The organism is Bacillus daqingensis, from assembly GCF_042654445.1.
In the GTDB taxonomy this organism is placed as follows: Bacteria; Bacillota; Bacilli; order Bacillales; family Salisediminibacteriaceae; genus Alkalicoccus; species Alkalicoccus luteus.
Window position 1 is genome coordinate 30885 of the sequence record NZ_JBHSGK010000005.1, and the last position, 15308, is coordinate 46192.

General features: G+C 53.0%; 12 protein-coding genes and 5 tRNA genes. 16 read left to right on the top strand and 1 reads right to left on the bottom strand.

Annotation, left to right across the window (positions count from 1 at the left end; translation table 11 throughout):
- The first annotated feature begins 3 nt into the window (after positions 1–3).
- From dnaB to ACFO4L_RS06590, 16 genes are all read left to right on the top strand, one after another.
- Positions 4–1368 (top strand): replicative DNA helicase, encoded by a 1365-nt coding sequence (gene dnaB, locus ACFO4L_RS06515; RefSeq protein ID WP_168008773.1) that lies wholly within the window; start codon positions 4–6, stop codon positions 1366–1368.
- Positions 1369–1584: 216 nt separating this feature from the next.
- A complete protein-coding gene (locus tag ACFO4L_RS06520) occupies positions 1585–2052 on the top strand; it encodes a hypothetical protein (RefSeq protein ID WP_377908895.1) in 468 nt (155 codons plus the stop codon).
- A 210-nt stretch (positions 2053–2262) separates the two neighbouring features.
- Positions 2263–3549 (top strand): adenylosuccinate synthase, encoded by a 1287-nt coding sequence (locus tag ACFO4L_RS06525; RefSeq protein ID WP_377908896.1) that lies wholly within the window; start codon positions 2263–2265, stop codon positions 3547–3549.
- Positions 3550–3778: 229 nt separating this feature from the next.
- A complete protein-coding gene (locus ACFO4L_RS06530; protein ID WP_377908897.1) occupies positions 3779–5071 on the top strand; it encodes an Nramp family divalent metal transporter in 1293 nt (430 codons plus the stop codon).
- Positions 5072–5272: 201 nt separating this feature from the next.
- Positions 5273–5347: transfer RNA gene (locus ACFO4L_RS06535), tRNA-Glu, on the top strand.
- Positions 5348–5782: 435 nt separating this feature from the next.
- Positions 5783–5859 (top strand) — tRNA-Met (locus tag ACFO4L_RS06540).
- 30 nt (positions 5860–5889) lie between these two features.
- Positions 5890–5965 (top strand) — tRNA-Asp (locus ACFO4L_RS06545).
- A gap of 18 nt (positions 5966–5983) precedes the next feature.
- A tRNA-Phe gene (locus ACFO4L_RS06550) sits at positions 5984–6059 on the top strand.
- A gap of 8 nt (positions 6060–6067) precedes the next feature.
- Positions 6068–6143: transfer RNA gene (locus tag ACFO4L_RS06555), tRNA-Thr, on the top strand.
- A gap of 185 nt (positions 6144–6328) precedes the next feature.
- Positions 6329–7036, top strand: a complete 708-nt coding sequence (yycF, locus tag ACFO4L_RS06560; RefSeq protein ID WP_377908898.1) for a response regulator YycF — start codon at positions 6329–6331, stop codon at positions 7034–7036.
- A 9-nt stretch (positions 7037–7045) separates the two neighbouring features.
- Positions 7046–8872, top strand: coding sequence for a cell wall metabolism sensor histidine kinase WalK (gene walK / locus ACFO4L_RS06565; protein WP_377909156.1), 1827 nt, complete (start codon positions 7046–7048; stop codon positions 8870–8872).
- The gene (locus ACFO4L_RS06570) at positions 8872–10248 is read left to right on the top strand and encodes a YycH family regulatory protein (protein ID WP_377908899.1); all 1377 of its coding nucleotides are present in this window, start codon (positions 8872–8874) and stop codon (positions 10246–10248) included. Before walK ends, ACFO4L_RS06570 begins: the two co-directional genes overlap by 1 nt.
- Entirely contained in the window at positions 10229–11023 is a 795-nt protein-coding gene (locus ACFO4L_RS06575; RefSeq protein ID WP_377908900.1) for a two-component system regulatory protein YycI, read from the top strand. Before ACFO4L_RS06570 ends, ACFO4L_RS06575 begins: the two co-directional genes overlap by 20 nt.
- A gap of 23 nt (positions 11024–11046) precedes the next feature.
- Positions 11047–11844, top strand: coding sequence for an MBL fold metallo-hydrolase (locus ACFO4L_RS06580; RefSeq protein WP_377908901.1), 798 nt, complete (start codon positions 11047–11049; stop codon positions 11842–11844).
- A 236-nt stretch (positions 11845–12080) separates the two neighbouring features.
- Positions 12081–13304, top strand: a complete 1224-nt coding sequence (locus ACFO4L_RS06585) for a S1C family serine protease (protein WP_377908902.1) — start codon at positions 12081–12083, stop codon at positions 13302–13304.
- Positions 13305–13408: 104 nt separating this feature from the next.
- Positions 13409–13558 carry a CxxH/CxxC protein gene (locus tag ACFO4L_RS06590; RefSeq protein ID WP_377908903.1) on the top strand — a complete coding sequence of 50 codons (150 nt, stop codon included), beginning with the start codon at positions 13409–13411 and terminating at the stop codon, positions 13556–13558.
- Positions 13559–13796: 238 nt separating this feature from the next.
- Here ACFO4L_RS06590 and ACFO4L_RS06595 read toward each other — a convergent pair whose 3' ends face one another.
- On the bottom strand, positions 13797–15308 hold the full coding sequence (locus ACFO4L_RS06595; RefSeq protein WP_377908904.1) for an FAD-binding domain-containing protein: 1512 nt from the start codon (positions 15306–15308) through the stop codon (positions 13797–13799).

Here is a 15308-nt window from a genome sequence, read left to right on the forward strand (position 1 = left end):
ATGATGAACGAACTGTTCACGGACCGGACACCGCCGCAGAATATAGAAGCTGAACAGGCTGTGCTTGGTGCGATTTTTCTTGATCCCCAGGCGCTGGTCACCGCCTCCGAGCGGCTCATGCCGGAGGACTTCTACCGCGTGCAGCACAGCCGCATTTACGAAGTAATGCTCGAGCTCTCTGATAAAGGGGAGCCGGTGGATCTTGTGACGCTCATCGATGACCTCAACCAGCGCGGCTGGCTTGAGGAGGTCGGGGGCGTGTCGTACCTTGGCGAGCTCGCCAATACCGTACCGACGGCGGCGAACGTGCACTATTACACGCAGATTGTAGAGGAAAAGTCACTGCTGCGCCGGCTGATCCGGGTAGCGACCAATATCGCTTCTGAAAGCTATTCAGCAGAAGATGAAGTCGATGCGATCTTAAACGAGGCTGAAAAATCGATCCTCGACGTCTCCAGACGCCAGTCGTCCGGTGAATTCGTCGACATTAAAGACGTATTGATCGAAGCGTTTGATAAGATTGAGCTTCTTCAGCACACAGCCGGGGAAGTGACCGGTGTGCCGACGGGGTTTGTGGAACTGGACCGTATCACAGCCGGATTCCAGAAAAACGACCTCGTCATCGTCGCCGCACGTCCATCGGTTGGTAAAACCGCGTTCGCGCTGAATATATCGCAGAACGTGGCGACAAAAACGGATGAGAACGTCGCGATTTTCAGTCTCGAGATGGGCGCCGATCAGCTCGTCATGCGTATGCTCTGCGCAGAAGGCAATATCGACGCCCAGCGTCTGCGTACCGGACGCCTTGAGGATGAGGACTGGCAGCGTCTGACGATGGCGATGGGCTCGCTCTCGAAAGCAGGCATCTACATCGATGATACTCCGGGAATTAAAGTGAAAGAGATCCGCTCCAAATGCCGAAAGCTTAAGCAGGAATCCGGGCTCGGCATGATCATGATTGACTATCTGCAGCTGATTCAGGGCGACGCCCGCTCCAGCGAAGGCCGCCAGCAGGAAGTATCTGAGATTTCCCGGGAGTTGAAGGGTCTGGCTCGTGAGCTGGAAGTGCCCGTCATCGCCCTTTCCCAGCTGTCCCGAGGCGTGGAATCCCGTCAGGATAAACGGCCGATGATGTCTGATATCCGGGAATCCGGAAGCATCGAGCAGGATGCCGACATTGTCGCCTTCCTGTACCGCGATGACTACTACGATCAGGAGTCTGAAAAAAAGGACATCATCGAGATCATTATCGCTAAACAGCGTAACGGCCCGGTCGGCACCGTCGAGCTCGCGTTCGTGAAGGAATTCAATAAATTCGTCAACCTCGAACGCCGCCACGACGAAAGCGACATGCCGCCGGGCGCATGACCGGTTTCATGTATCGACAGCAAGCAAGGAGCCTCCGTGTAAAACGGCGGCTTTTTTTGTTTTCGGAACCGCATCCGGTTTCCGCCGGGGTTTAAATGCTGAACAGCACGATGTTACTGTATTGCAGCATCAAAGAAGACATTCTAAATGGAATTATATGTTAATATAGAAAGTGAGTTTTTCATAGATAGTTGATTCGGTAAGGAGATGACGAAAATGCTAGCAATAGCCGTTCTTTTCGTAGTCGGCATTCCACTATCTGTATTTCTGCATGAAACTGGGCACGGTCTTGGGGCAATCAGTGCTTCTCATTCCAAGGCACAAATCTATCTTGGTAATTGGAATGACAACCGCAAACGGTCGTTTCAATTAGGAAAACTTCAATTTTATTTAAGCTGGTCTTACGCGGGCTTTTGTAAATGGGAATATATAAATAAGCGTCAACATTTGACTGCATTGCTGGGAGGTCCTCTCTTATCTCTTTTAGCTGCTGGCTTCTTTTCCATACTTGCTCAACTGATTCCATCAGGAGAACTACATACTATTTTAAACGGGCTCCTTTATATGAATGCATCGATCTTTCTGCTGACAGCAATTCCAATTACTTATCCACGCTGGATCAGCTGTTATGGAGGCTGCGCGTCAGACGGTCTTCAACTGCTGCGCTTGATGGTGAAAGGGTAGGCTCGTTATTTGAAAAACTATTCACCACAATAGATGTTTACATGAAGCGACAGCTGCCGTTCACAAAAATCTCGATTGACGAACAATGATGTTTTATCTATCAGGAACGTTCGGTAATTGTATTGACGGAAGCGGAGCAAACTGATAAACTGACGATGGCTCTAATGGAAGAACGAATAAATGTTAACGAAAGTTGGAGGTGCTCCATCCATGCCATCGGTAGTAGTTGTAGGAACGCAGTGGGGAGACGAAGGAAAAGGAAAAATTACGGACTATCTTTCCGAACGCGCGGAAATGATCGCGCGCTATCAGGGAGGTAACAACGCCGGACATACGATTGTATTTGACGATACGAAGTATAAGCTTCATTTGATTCCATCAGGTATTTTTTACAAAGATAAGATCTGTGTGATCGGAAACGGAATGGTCATCGATCCAAAGGCGCTCGTGGAAGAGCTTGCCTACCTGCACGAGCGCGGAGTTTCGACTGACAACCTGCGCATCAGCAGCCGGGCACACGTCATTCTGCCGTATCACCTGAAGCTCGACATTGCAGAAGAAGAGAGCAAAGGCGACAACAAAATCGGTACGACCCGCAAAGGGATCGGCCCGGCTTACATGGATAAAGCAGCACGTACCGGGATCCGTATCGTGGATCTGCTCGACCGGGAAACGTTTGAGGAAAAGCTTGAGATAAATCTGCGTGAAAAGAACCGCGTACTCGAGCGCATTTATGAAACAGAAGGATGCAAAAAAGAAGATATTCTAAACGAATACTACGAGTACGGGCAGCAGATCGCGAAGTATGTGACAGATACGTCTGTTATTTTAAACGACGGTCTTGATGACGGGCGCCGCGTGCTGTTTGAAGGTGCTCAGGGCGTGATGCTCGATATCGATCAGGGAACGTATCCGTTCGTCACCTCGTCAAACCCGATTGCAGGCGGTGTGACAATCGGCTCCGGCGTTGGCCCATCGAAGATCGACCATGTTGTCGGGGTATCGAAAGCGTACACGACACGCGTCGGCGACGGCCCATTTCCGACAGAACTGAAGGACAGCGTCGGCGACAAGATTCGTGAAGTCGGCAATGAGTATGGGACAACGACCGGACGTCCGCGCCGTGTCGGCTGGTTTGACAGTGTCGTTGTGCGCCATGCTCGACGAGTGAGCGGCATCACTGATCTTTCCCTTAACTCCATCGACGTGCTGACAGGCATTGAAACGCTGAAGATCTGTACCGCATATAAGTACCGCGGTGAGATCATTGAGCATTTCCCGGCAAGCCTGAAGGTGCTCGCTGAGTGTGAGCCTGTATACGAAGAGATGCCAGGCTGGGAAGAAGATATCACCGGTGTCCGTTCTCTGCATGAACTGCCGAGAAACGCCATCTACTACGTAGAGCGCATTTCACAGCTTACAGGAATCCCGCTCTCTATTTTCTCCGTCGGCCCGGACCGCAAGCAGACGAACCTCGTCCGCGGCGTATTCGGCTGATCCGCCTAAATTCGAAAACGATGCAAGAAGCCTGTCAGGTGTCCTGACGGGCTTTTTTTCTTATCTCTGCAGAAGATACAAAACGGAAAGTGAAAAGCACGTAAATCAATCATAAAGTAGTAAATTGGAAGATTTTTCAGAAAATTTGTTTGTCAGCGAATCTGCCGAACTTCCTGCATCCTCTTATTGTCCATGGTTTACTATACGTAATCCTATTACAGAGAGGTGTATGATCATCGAAGCGCAAAAGCGAATGACAGATGTCCTTGTGGAGCAGCAGGCAGCCAACGAAGCACCATTGACAATGAAGGAACGACTGGCATCGCTCGGGCCGAGTGCCATTGTGGCAGCCTGTATTATCGGGCCAGGTACAGTAACAACCGTTTCGGTGGCCGGTGCCTCTTACGGCTTTCAAGTGATGTGGGTGCTCGTTCTCGCCTGTATCGCTGCCTACTACTTTCAGCGTCCAGTCGTAAAGTTTACGCTCCAGACCGGGATGTCCGCCATGGATGGCATCCGCGTCTACTTGGGAAAGAAAGTATCCATTCCTGTGTACGTTGCGCTTCTGCTCGGTGCGGTTGCGTTTCAGGCAGGTAACTTTATCGGAGCCGCCCTGGCACTGAACTTCTTCCTGCCGGCCGTATCGATTGTCGGCTGGGTGTCCATTCTGGCCTTTATGGCGCTGATTATTGCCTGGGTCGGCGTGTACCGGCTGATTGAAAACATTAACCGCGTCATCATCGGTACGATGGTCGGCGCATTTGTTCTCACCGTATTCGTTGCCGGACCGAGCATCACTGATGTGGCAACGACCGGCTTCTCCTTTAACGTGCCGGAAGCGAACTACTGGCTCATTCTCGCACTGATTGCAACGACACTGCCGCCGAATACTGCGCTTGGTCTGTCAGCGTTTATTAAGAGGAAATATGAAAATAATACGACTCTTTCCACTGAAAAAAAGATGCAGCTGTCGTATTTTGATTTGCGGACGAATCTGACAATCGCAGCTGTGATCGCCGTTTCCATTTTGATCTGCGCAGGCAGCACGATTTACCTGACCGGGGCGGAAATCACCGGCGCCGGCGATATGGCGTATCAGCTGACGCCGCTTCTCGGACAGTACGCAGGCGTTCTCTTCGCACTCGGTTTGTTTGCGGCCGGCTTTTCCTCGGGTCTCTTTAACATCACGGTGCAGCCGCACTTGTTTGGCCAGGCTACCGGAACGACAGAAAGCGTGAAAGCACTTCCGAACCGGATTATGATTACCATCGCTGCCGTGCTGCCGATCGTTGTCGTCTTCTTCTTTGGCGGTGCGCCAGTTGAAATGATCATGACTGCCCAGGCGTTAAACGGCCTGCTGCTGCCAATCGTCGTTGGAGCTATCTGGTGGCTCTGTACGAGACGAAAAGAGCTTGGAGATAAGGCAAACAGCCTCCGCGAAAATATCGCTTACGGAGCCGTCATGCTGCTTGTATGCGGTCTTGCCATTCGCGTCTACCTTGATCTGTTCGGCATCATTTAACCGAGCGTGAGCAGCTCATGCCTAGTTACCAGCACCCCCGCCCGACAGATGATGTATCTGACGGGCGGGGGTATTTGCCGGATTCTTAGCTGAAGGAGCAGATGCAAGATCTCCGTGGCAAAACTTTTTAGTGAAAACATATTGCGGCGGTATAAAAAAGATGGTATTATAAAATACGTCGCAAAGGCGGCATGCAAACGTGGCCCGTTGGTCAAGTGGTTAAGACACCGCCCTTTCACGGCGGTAACACGGGTTCGAATCCCGTACGGGTCACCATTTATTTTTTCGCAGAAGCTGTGGGATGCCCGCACTTTTTTTCATGCGACGCCGTTCACCAAATCGGATCTTTTCCAGAAGCCACTAGATAAGGAAAGATTCGCTACATTCCAAACCTTTTTCTGCAGAGAAGCAAGAAGGTTGAGGAAGCAAGGGAGAAGGCAAGGGAGCTTACTCTGGTAAGTGAACGCAGACGGAAGCCGAAGGTGACGAAAAGATTCGCCGCAGTCCCCAAACCTTTTTCTGCAGAGAAGCAAGAAGGTTGAGGAAGCAAGGGAGAAGGCAAGGGAGCTTACTCTGGTAAGTGAACGCAGACGGAGGCCGAAGGTGACGAAAAGATTCGCCGCTTATCTGCAGAAAAAAACCGTTGACTTCTGAATAGGAGCAGCGTATAATAAATTTTGTTGCGGTTCACAACAACCGCACTCTTAATGCCGCGGGGTGGAGCAGTCTGGTAGCTCGTTGGGCTCATAACCCAAAGGTCGATGGTTCAAATCCATCCCCCGCAACCAATTTACATATGATAGCTGGTCTGAAAGAATGGTCCCGTGGTGTAGCGGTTAACATGCCTGCCTGTCACGCAGGAGATCGCGGGTTCGATTCCCGTCGGGACCGCCATTTTTTTTTGCATAAATTGGCTCGGTAGCTCAGTCGGTAGAGCAACGGACTGAAAATCCGTGTGTCGGCGGTTCGATTCCGTCCCGAGCCACCACTTTTTATGCTGGCCTAGCTCAATTGGTAGAGCAACTGACTTGTAATCAGTAGGTTGGGGGTTCAAGTCCTCTGGCCAGCACCACCATCCACAATCCCTATCCGCGCAACGGCGCAGGATAGTTTTTTTGTATATGCTGGTATCGGCCGCGCTTTTCAGTGCGGTTTTTTAGTATTTCCCGGGAAATACCAGACGCCGGCGGGAAATATATTCTTGCAGGTATCTGTGATAGAATGAAGAAGGAATGCAGACAAACAGGAGGGTTCTGTATGGACAAGCAAAAGATTCTTGTTGTAGATGACGAAAAACCAATCGCTGATATATTACAATTTGGACTGGAGAAGGAAGGCTTTGATGTCGTCTGTGCGTATGACGGCAATCAGGCGGTCGAGCTCGTAAAAGAGCACGTGCCCGCACTGATTCTGCTCGATATTATGCTTCCATATAAAGACGGCATGGAAGTGTGCCGTGAAGTTCGCAAAACGTACGATATGCCGATCATCATGCTGACGGCAAAAGACTCGGAGATCGACAAAGTGCTCGGACTGGAGCTTGGCGCGGATGATTACGTTACGAAGCCGTTCAGCACGCGTGAACTTGTCGCGCGGGTAAAGGCAAACCTGCGCCGCAAGCAGAAGACCGAAGAAGTTGATACCGATACGAAAAACATCGAAATCGGTCCGCTGCTGATTCAGCCGGATGCTTATCTTGTGACGAAACGCGGAGAGCCGATTGAACTGACTCACCGTGAGTTTGAGCTGATTTACTACCTCGGCCGTCATTTAGGCCAAGTGATGACGCGGGAGCATTTGCTGCAGGCTGTCTGGGGCTATGACTACTTTGGGGATGTCCGCACCGTGGACGTAACCGTGCGCCGCCTGCGTGAAAAGGTAGAGGATAATCCGAGCAGTCCAACGTGGATCGTTACCCGGCGGGGAGTCGGCTATTATTTAAGGCAGGCAGATCAGGAGAGTTAATGCATGAACATGAAAAAAATTCGTTTTTATAAATCGATCCACGTCAAGATCGTGGTCATTTATATGCTTCTCATTCTCATCGCGATGCAGGTCATCGGCGTTTATTTCACGCAGCAGCTGGAAGGACAGCTGGAAAGCAACTTCCGCGATACGCTGAATGAACGGGCCGGACTGCTCGCCTATAACGTCGAGCAGGAGCTGACAGCGGAAGAAGAGGAAGAGGATCAATCACTGGAAGCACGGGTTTCCGCCCTGCTTCGAAGCGACGTATTTAACATGGAAACCGCGGATGTGGAAGTGATTGATCAGAACAGCATAGTGGTGGCTTCGACAAACCCTGCGCAAAGTGTTACGGGACAGCGGGCGCAGGAGCTCAGTGTCAAACAGGCGCTTCTCGGAATTGAGGATACCGAAGGAGAGATTATGCTCAATTCCCTGAACAATCACCGGACGCTCGTCATGGCGCTTCCGGTCACCTCCGACGCCGATGAAGTTGTCGGGGCAGTGTACATCCGTGCATCGATGGAGTCCATGTACGATCAAATCAACGATATCAGCCAGATTCTGTACGCCGGGACGTTTATCGCGCTCGGACTTACTGCTGCACTTGGTATCTTTTTATCCCGGACAATTACCCGCCCGATCGTTGATATGAAAGAGCAGGCGGTCGTCATGGGCCAGGGGGATTTCTCCCGCTACGTAAACGTATACGGGGATGATGAGATCGGTCAGCTTGCGGAAACGTTTAACGATTTGACTGATAAGCTGCAGGAAGCGCACGCGACAACGGAAGGGGAGCGGCGCAAGCTCGCCTCGGTACTTATGCACATGACCGACGGCGTCATCGCGACCGACCGGAACGGCAATGTGATTCTCGTGAACCGCCGGGCGGAGGAAATCTTCGGCAAGCGGCAGGAGGAGCTCGCAGGCAAGGATGTCACCAGCGTGCTCGGACTCGACAAGTTTATGACGCTGAACGACTTGTACCGGTTCCAGGACCCGCTGCTGCTGGACTTCGACGCGCAGGAGGAAGAAATGATCATCGAGGCCAACTTCTCGACGATTGAGAAAGACAACGGAGCAGAGAACGGCCTGATCGCTGTGCTGCACGACGTCACGGAACAGGAGCGCGTCGAAGAAGAACGTCGCGAATTCGTTGCCAACGTTTCGCACGAGCTGCGCACGCCGCTCACGTCGATGAAGAGCTACCTGGAGGCGCTGCAGGACGGCGCCATAAACGATCCGGACATTGCACCGCAGTTTCTGGAAGTGACGTCGAATGAAACGGACCGGATGATTCGGCTCGTCAACGACCTGCTCCAGCTTTCCAAGATGGACAGCAAGGACTACAGTGTGAGCGTTGCGGAAATTGACGCGCCTCAGCTCGTAAATCATGTCATTGACCGGTTTGAGATGACGACGAAAAATCAGGACATTCAGTTCAAGCGGCGGATTCCGGAGGAGGAAATCACCGTGCAGGGAGACAGGGATAAGCTGATGCAGCTGATGGACAACATCGTTTCCAACGCTGTGAAGTACTCACCGGAAGGCGGTACGATTAACGTATCGCTCAAGCAGGAGCAGGAGCGGCTTGTTGTCAGCGTGAAAGACGAAGGGGTCGGCATTCCAAGAGAAAACATTCCACACGTATTTGACCGGTTTTACCGTGTCGACAAGGCGCGGTCCCGCAACCTCGGAGGCACTGGTCTCGGTCTCGCCATTGCGAAGGAAATTGCGATGGCACACGGAGGAAATATCTGGGTCAGCAGTGAATGGGGCAAAGGCACCACCTTCTCCTTCAGTCTGCCGTACGCCCAGGAGGTGGTGACGCAGTAATGCCGTTTATCGAGAACGTCAAAACATTTGTCCTCTGGGCCATGATTTTAACGAGTGTTGTGCTGACTTATCTCGTGTCGACGTATCAGCCGGCATACAATGTCCTGGATCAGGGGGATAACTCCTATATTGAAATTGAAGACATTGGGGAAACGAAGTCGTTTACAGACCTGCTGTATCCGTCTCAGGTCATCAGCCACAGCGGAAGCGACCGCAGCTGGGTGCATCCGGCCGGGGACAACTATTTGGAGATCATGGAGACGCTGCAGGAATTTGAGCTGGAGGAAATGGAGCTGACCGGAAGCCATCATGCGCCGGGCGTGAACCGTTCCTTCAATGGAATGGAGCTCATTTTTGATGAGCCGCTTGAAGGCGACTGGCTGGAGTACCTTGTTGGAATTGACGAAGATATGATTTTAATCGATCGCGTCGACCGCATTATTGTAACGGAAACGAGCGGGGGAACCCCGTCGGATGTAGCGATTCGCTTTGTCGATATGGAAGCGGAAGAGGTGTACCAGTCGCCGACCTCAGTGACGGTCTCTGACCTCGAATCGTTCAGTCAGGGGATTGCCCTTGAAGAGACGGAAGTGGAGCCGCGCGTGTTAAACGAGCGCGACGATTCCAGTTTTCAGCCGGTCCGCTACTTGCCGGTGGAGCCGGTGATGGAGCGCGTCTTTACGTATGAAACGACGCATATCGCACCGGACGGCTTTATCCAGACGCTCTTTACTGATCCAGACTATGTCCGCCAGTATTTTCAGGAGGGCGAGGACAGCTCCTATACAGACGGGACGCGGATGATGGACATGACGAACCGCGGCGCCGTGCTGGAGTATGTCCGGCCAGATCTCACTGCTGGCTCCCAAGTGCCAACGCAGTCGATCGTACGCGCCAGCCAGGAGTTCATTAACGGTCATTTCGGCTGGACCGATGACTTTTATGCAACCTCCTGGAGTGAAGGAGGCAGCAACGACCGGGCCTCGTTTACGATGCACGTGCAGGGCATGCCGGTATTTGATTCGAACGCCGGCAGTGCTTCCCACTACACGATCGACATCACCCGGTCCGGCAATGAAATTATCGAATATTCACGGCCGATGTTTCAGCTGGAAGAGCGGCCGTTTGAGATCGACACAAACGTGGAGCTTCCACCGTACAGTGAAGTAGAAACGTATATTGAAGAGGAAATGTCCACTTTCCCGGTGGAAACCGTGGAGGATGCGCGCGTCGCGTACAGCATGAGCCGCCAGAATTCGATCGCCGTATTTGAACCGGTTTGGTTCGTTTATGCCCGGGGCCAGTGGCATGAAGTGGATATGAACAGTGAAAGCGTCACAGAGGAGGTGCTGGAGGATGGACTGGAGCAGGACTAAAACGATTTTCATCGTCACGTTTATGCTGCTCAACATCTTTCTCGGCTATCAGCTGGCCGAAAAGCAGCGCCACGGGGACATCAACGAAATCGAGCAGATGACCCTCGACTCCCAGATTGAAGAGCAGCGCATTACGATTGAATTTGAGGAAACGGAAGAAGAACTGACGGGAGCGCCGATCACCGGCGTGCAGCGTTCGTTTGAAGATGACATCACGTTTTTGGAGCAGACGCTGGAGCGTCAGCAAATTGATCTGATTGACAGCACGACGCTGTATTCGGAGCTGGACTCTCCGTACAACTTCTCTCCGGCGAACCTGACGGCGAGCACGGAAGCGTTTATGCAGCAGTACGTGTTCCGCGGGGAAGAATACCAGCTTGCGGCCTACGATGAAGAGGAGGGCCTGATCGGCCTCTATCAGACGTTTGAAGGCAGCATGATCGACCAGTACGAGCGCGACAGCTACCACGTGGTGCTTGAGCTGAACGACAGCGGACAAATCGTATCGTATACGCAGCGCTACTTGACGATTGTCGAGCAGGGAGCGGAAGAAGAACTGCTGACGCCGATGCAGGTCGTCGAGCGGCTGATCAACGATCCACAGGTCGGAATCGGTACGGATTCGACGATTTCAAGCGCGACAGTCGGGTATTATAATTTGATGGAAGTCGACGCCAACTTTCAAATTTACGCTCCGGTCTGGCGGGTCATTGTGGATGACGAGCCGTTTTTCGTCAACGCCCTCACCGGGGAAGTGCAGAACATTACGAGCTAGAGTATACAACAGGGGGATGCGCGATGAGCTTATCATTCAGCGTGCTGGCAAGCGGAAGCACCGGCAATGCCATCTATATTGAAACACCGGGGCAGAAGCTGCTCGTAGACGCAGGACTGTCCGGCAAGAAAATAGAAAAGCTGTTCGCCGATGCCGGACTTTCCATCAGCGAGCTGGACGGCATTCTCGTAAGCCACGAGCACAGCGACCACATTAAAGGAGTCGGCATTCTAGCGAGGCGCTACAACCTGCCCGTCTATGCCAACGAAAAAACGTGGGCAGCGATGGCGCCGATGATCGGGGCGGTTTCAACGGAGCAGCAGTTCCTGTTTGAAACCGGCAGCATTGAGACGTTTGCAGACGTGGACGTGGAGAGCTTTACCGTCAGTCATGACGCAGCGGATCCGATGTTCTTTTCTTTCATGCACGAGGGCCGGAAGCTGACAATCTTAACCGATACCGGCTATGTCAGCAGCCGGATGATGGCTGCTGCTGAAGAGTCAGACGTGCTTATCTTTGAGTCCAATCATGACGTCGGCATGCTGCAGATGGGCCGCTACCCGTGGAGCGTGAAGCGCCGTATCTTAAGCGACGAAGGCCACGTGTCCAACGAGGATGCTGGAATCGCCCTGGCTGACCTTGTCCGTAAGCGCCGGGCGGACGTTTATCTCGCGCACTTGTCGAAGGACAACAACATGAAGGATCTTGCACGCATGACGGTCCAGCAGACGATGGAGCTGGAAGGAGCGGCACCGGGAGAGGATTTTAAGCTGTTTGACACAGACCCGGAGATTCCGACGAAGCTCCGCCGCATCGACTGACCGGATTCGCATCACGAGACACCGCTGGAGTAAAGTCCAGCGGTTTTTTTGTGTAGAAAGAACGCCGCCGATCGGGCCGATTACGGAAAACCTGCCGATGGTTTTGGAAAATTATCGAAGAAGATGCGTATAAATAGACGAAAAGCCCCGTGCTCACTAAAATAATAAGTAGAGCGGCGCGTCCGCTCGTGCATGACCAGTCACCGCAGATGAATGGAATAGGGGAGGTTTTTGACATGGGTTACTATGATGGCGGCACGCGTGCAAGCAAAGAAAAACGCGGTGCCTCTTCAGGAATCGCCGGCTTTATCGGGGCAATAGTCGGCGCATTGATCGTCGTGTTTTCGATTCCCGTGCTCTCATCGACCGGCTTTTTGCCATATGATATCGGTCCTGCGGGGCCGGGCAGCGAAGAAGCAGGGGAATCGGCCGAAGAAAACACAGAAGAGCAGGTCGAATCAGTCAGCATTGAACATAATTCAGACGTGACTGAAGCAGTGGACCGGGTGCATGATGCCGTCGTCGGCATCGTCAACATGAATCAGAGCAGCGATATGTTCGGCGCTCCTGCAGGCGAAGGCACCGGCTCCGGCATCATTTATAAAATCGAAGAAGACCGGGCGTTCGTCGTGACGAATCAGCACGTGATCGAAGGAGCGTCCACTGGGCAGACGGAAGTAGACGTGACGCTTACAGATGGTTCACGGATACCTGCTGAATTTGTTGGAGAGGATGAACTGACAGATCTTGCTGTGCTGACGATTGACGCCGAGGAAGTGGAGACCATCGCAGATTTCGGTACGTCGGATACACTTCGCGCCGGCGAGCCGGCGATTGCGATCGGCAATCCGCTCGCCTTTGAAGGATCGGTAACGCTCGGCATTATCAGCTCCGTTGAACGAAGCATCCCCGTTGATATCAGCGGCGACGGACAGCCGGACTGGGAGGCGGAAGTGCTCCAGACGGATGCAGCGATCAACCCGGGTAACTCCGGCGGCGCCCTCGTCAACATACAGGGGGAAGTGATCGGCATCAACTCGATGAAGATCGCGCAAAATGCCGTGGAAGGCATCGGTTTTGCGATTCCGGCTGACCTTGCGCAGCCTGTGATCGCCGACCTGGAGCAATACGGAGAGGTGCAGCGCCCGCAGATGGGCATCGTCCTCCGCTCGCTGCAGGAGATCCCGTCCTTCCACTGGGAGAGTACGCTCGGCCTGCCTGAAGATGTGAAAGGCGGCGTCTATATTGAAGGCGTGCAGCCGGATTCACCGGCACAGGAAGCCGGCATGGAAGAAGGTGATGTGATCGTGGAGCTTGACGGAGAAGAGATCCGTGACGCAAACGAGCTCCGCCGCTACCTGTATACAGAAGTGGAGATCGGCGATACAATGGAAGTCACGTTCTACCGGAATGGGGAACTGCAGTCCACAGACATCACCCTCTCCGAGCAGGTATTTTAATGAAAGAGCCTGGGGATAACCTGTCTCCGGGCTCTTTTTTGTTATCCCCGTGGATAAATCGGGTACAGACACAACTGTGGATAACTAATGAAAGGAGGGAGAGCATGATTTACAGCTGCAGTGAGCACGTGGAGGAAGCATTGGATGAAACGTTGACAGACGGGGGTCCTCCGCCTGTTTTTACAAAAATGGAAGACAAAGAAGCACCGTGTTTTATTTGCGGAAAACCGGCATTGTTTCAAGTGGAAGCGTGAGTTGTGCACAATGTTATACACAGTTTTCCACAGGGATATTTTAGTAAAATAAGGAATTTTGCAAGATACGAACAGTGATTTCTGGAAAATCGTAGTGGAAAGCGGTTTCAAAACGCAGAGGGGAACAGAAAAAAAGCCGGGAAGGTCTGTGTATATGTGGATAATATTTGTGGATAACTTTATTATATGGGGATAACCTGTGGAGAAAACAAAATCCACAGGTTATTATTTTGAGGCGTTACTCATCAAAATCGAAAAGCGACAGCTGCTCATAGGCAGGCTTTTGCTTTTTAGCGGAGGCTTCTTTTCGTCTCGTATTCGAAGCATGCTTTTTCAGTCCCTGTTCGGCTTCTTTTACGCCAGCTTCGGAATCGCGGACCGACCAGAGCACCTCGCGTGCACACCGATTGGCCTCCATCACGTCGACGACGGCGCCGCAGTACTGACTGTGAAAAAAGGCCGGGCTCTTCCATGGCTCATGAATAAAATCGGCTGAAAACTCCTTCAGCTCGGGAACATGGCGGCGGATGAAGCGGCCGTCCGGATCCTGCTCCCGCCCCTGCTTGATCGGGTTGTAAATGCGAATCGTGTTAAAGCCGGTCGTTCCCGACTGCATCTGCATCTGGCTGTAGTGAATACCCGGCTCGTAGTCGAGAAACTGCTGAGCCAGAAACTGCGCCGGCTTCCTCCAGTCAAGCAGCAGCGTGTTGGAAACGAACGAAACGAGCATCGCCCGCGAGCGGAAGTTGATCCAGCCCGTCTTATGAAGCGAACGCATCGCAGCGTCGATAAACGGAATGCCGGTTCGCCCCTCTTTCCAGCGCGTGTACGCTTCCTCGTCCCAGTCGGTACGGATCGCGTCAAACGCCCGGTTCATGTTGCGCTCCGACAGCTCCGGTTCATCCTCAAGCCGCTGAATAAAATGGCAGTGCCAGTGGAGCCTGGAGATAAACGCTTCGAGCTGCCGTCTGTCCGCCGGATTCGGCAGCTGGGCGAGCCGCCGGAGGCTCTCCTGATAGGCACGGCGAAACGACAGGGCGCCCCAGGCGAGATAAGGGGACAGCCGGCTGCAGGACGTCGAGGATGAGATCGGATTACTTAGATGACTGCGGTACTGGAAAAAGCGGTTTTCCAAAAAATCAGCGAGCGTTTCCAGTCCGAGCGATTCTCCGCCTTGCTGCCCATAGCGGATCGCCTCTCCGGGAAGAGCGAGCTGCTTCGGAAACGTCGTCTGCCGCGTCAGTGCGGCTGGCAGGGAATGCGGGGGCGCAGGAATAGAGTTTGGAGCAGGCAAAAGCGGAGCCTGCATTTTTTCCTGCCATTTTTCATCAAACTGCTTCCGGTCCTGGAGCCCGCGTGTGACGCCGAAGGACGGATATTCATAAACCGCAAATCCGCGCTCCTTCATCCAGCGCCTCACCTCGATGTCACGCGCAAATGTATCCGGCGTTCCGTGCTCTTCGTGGGCGTACAGCGTAAGCGGCGTGCCATCCGCAGTAAGCTGCTCAAGCAGGGAGACCATCCCTGTACAGGCCGTATAAAGCTCGCCGCCGAGCCTGCGCACCTCTGTCTGCATCTCCGCGAGACACTCCTCAATGAAGCGCGCATGCCGCTCGGAGAGGTCACCGTTTTGCCAGAGATCCGGCTCAATGACGTACACGATCAGCACCGGACCGCCGGCGCGGCACGCTTCTGTGAGCGGACGATGATCGTGCACCCGCAAATCCCGCTTCAGCCAAACTATCTGCAT

Coding starts and splice junctions, on each gene's coding strand:
- dnaB (WP_168008773.1), top strand. CDS start 4: ATGAACGAACTGTTCACGGACCGGACACCGCCGCAGAATATAGAAGCT.
- ACFO4L_RS06520 (WP_377908895.1), top strand. CDS start 1,585: ATGCTAGCAATAGCCGTTCTTTTCGTAGTCGGCATTCCACTATCTGTA.
- ACFO4L_RS06525 (WP_377908896.1), top strand. CDS start 2,263: ATGCCATCGGTAGTAGTTGTAGGAACGCAGTGGGGAGACGAAGGAAAA.
- ACFO4L_RS06530 (WP_377908897.1), top strand. CDS start 3,779: ATGATCATCGAAGCGCAAAAGCGAATGACAGATGTCCTTGTGGAGCAG.
- yycF (WP_377908898.1), top strand. CDS start 6,329: ATGGACAAGCAAAAGATTCTTGTTGTAGATGACGAAAAACCAATCGCT.
- walK (WP_377909156.1), top strand. CDS start 7,046: ATGAAAAAAATTCGTTTTTATAAATCGATCCACGTCAAGATCGTGGTC.
- ACFO4L_RS06570 (WP_377908899.1), top strand. CDS start 8,872: ATGCCGTTTATCGAGAACGTCAAAACATTTGTCCTCTGGGCCATGATT.
- ACFO4L_RS06575 (WP_377908900.1), top strand. CDS start 10,229: ATGGACTGGAGCAGGACTAAAACGATTTTCATCGTCACGTTTATGCTG.
- ACFO4L_RS06580 (WP_377908901.1), top strand. CDS start 11,047: ATGAGCTTATCATTCAGCGTGCTGGCAAGCGGAAGCACCGGCAATGCC.
- ACFO4L_RS06585 (WP_377908902.1), top strand. CDS start 12,081: ATGGGTTACTATGATGGCGGCACGCGTGCAAGCAAAGAAAAACGCGGT.
- ACFO4L_RS06590 (WP_377908903.1), top strand. CDS start 13,409: ATGATTTACAGCTGCAGTGAGCACGTGGAGGAAGCATTGGATGAAACG.
- ACFO4L_RS06595 (WP_377908904.1), bottom strand. CDS start 15,308: ATGCAGATAGTTTGGCTGAAGCGGGATTTGCGGGTGCACGATCATCGT.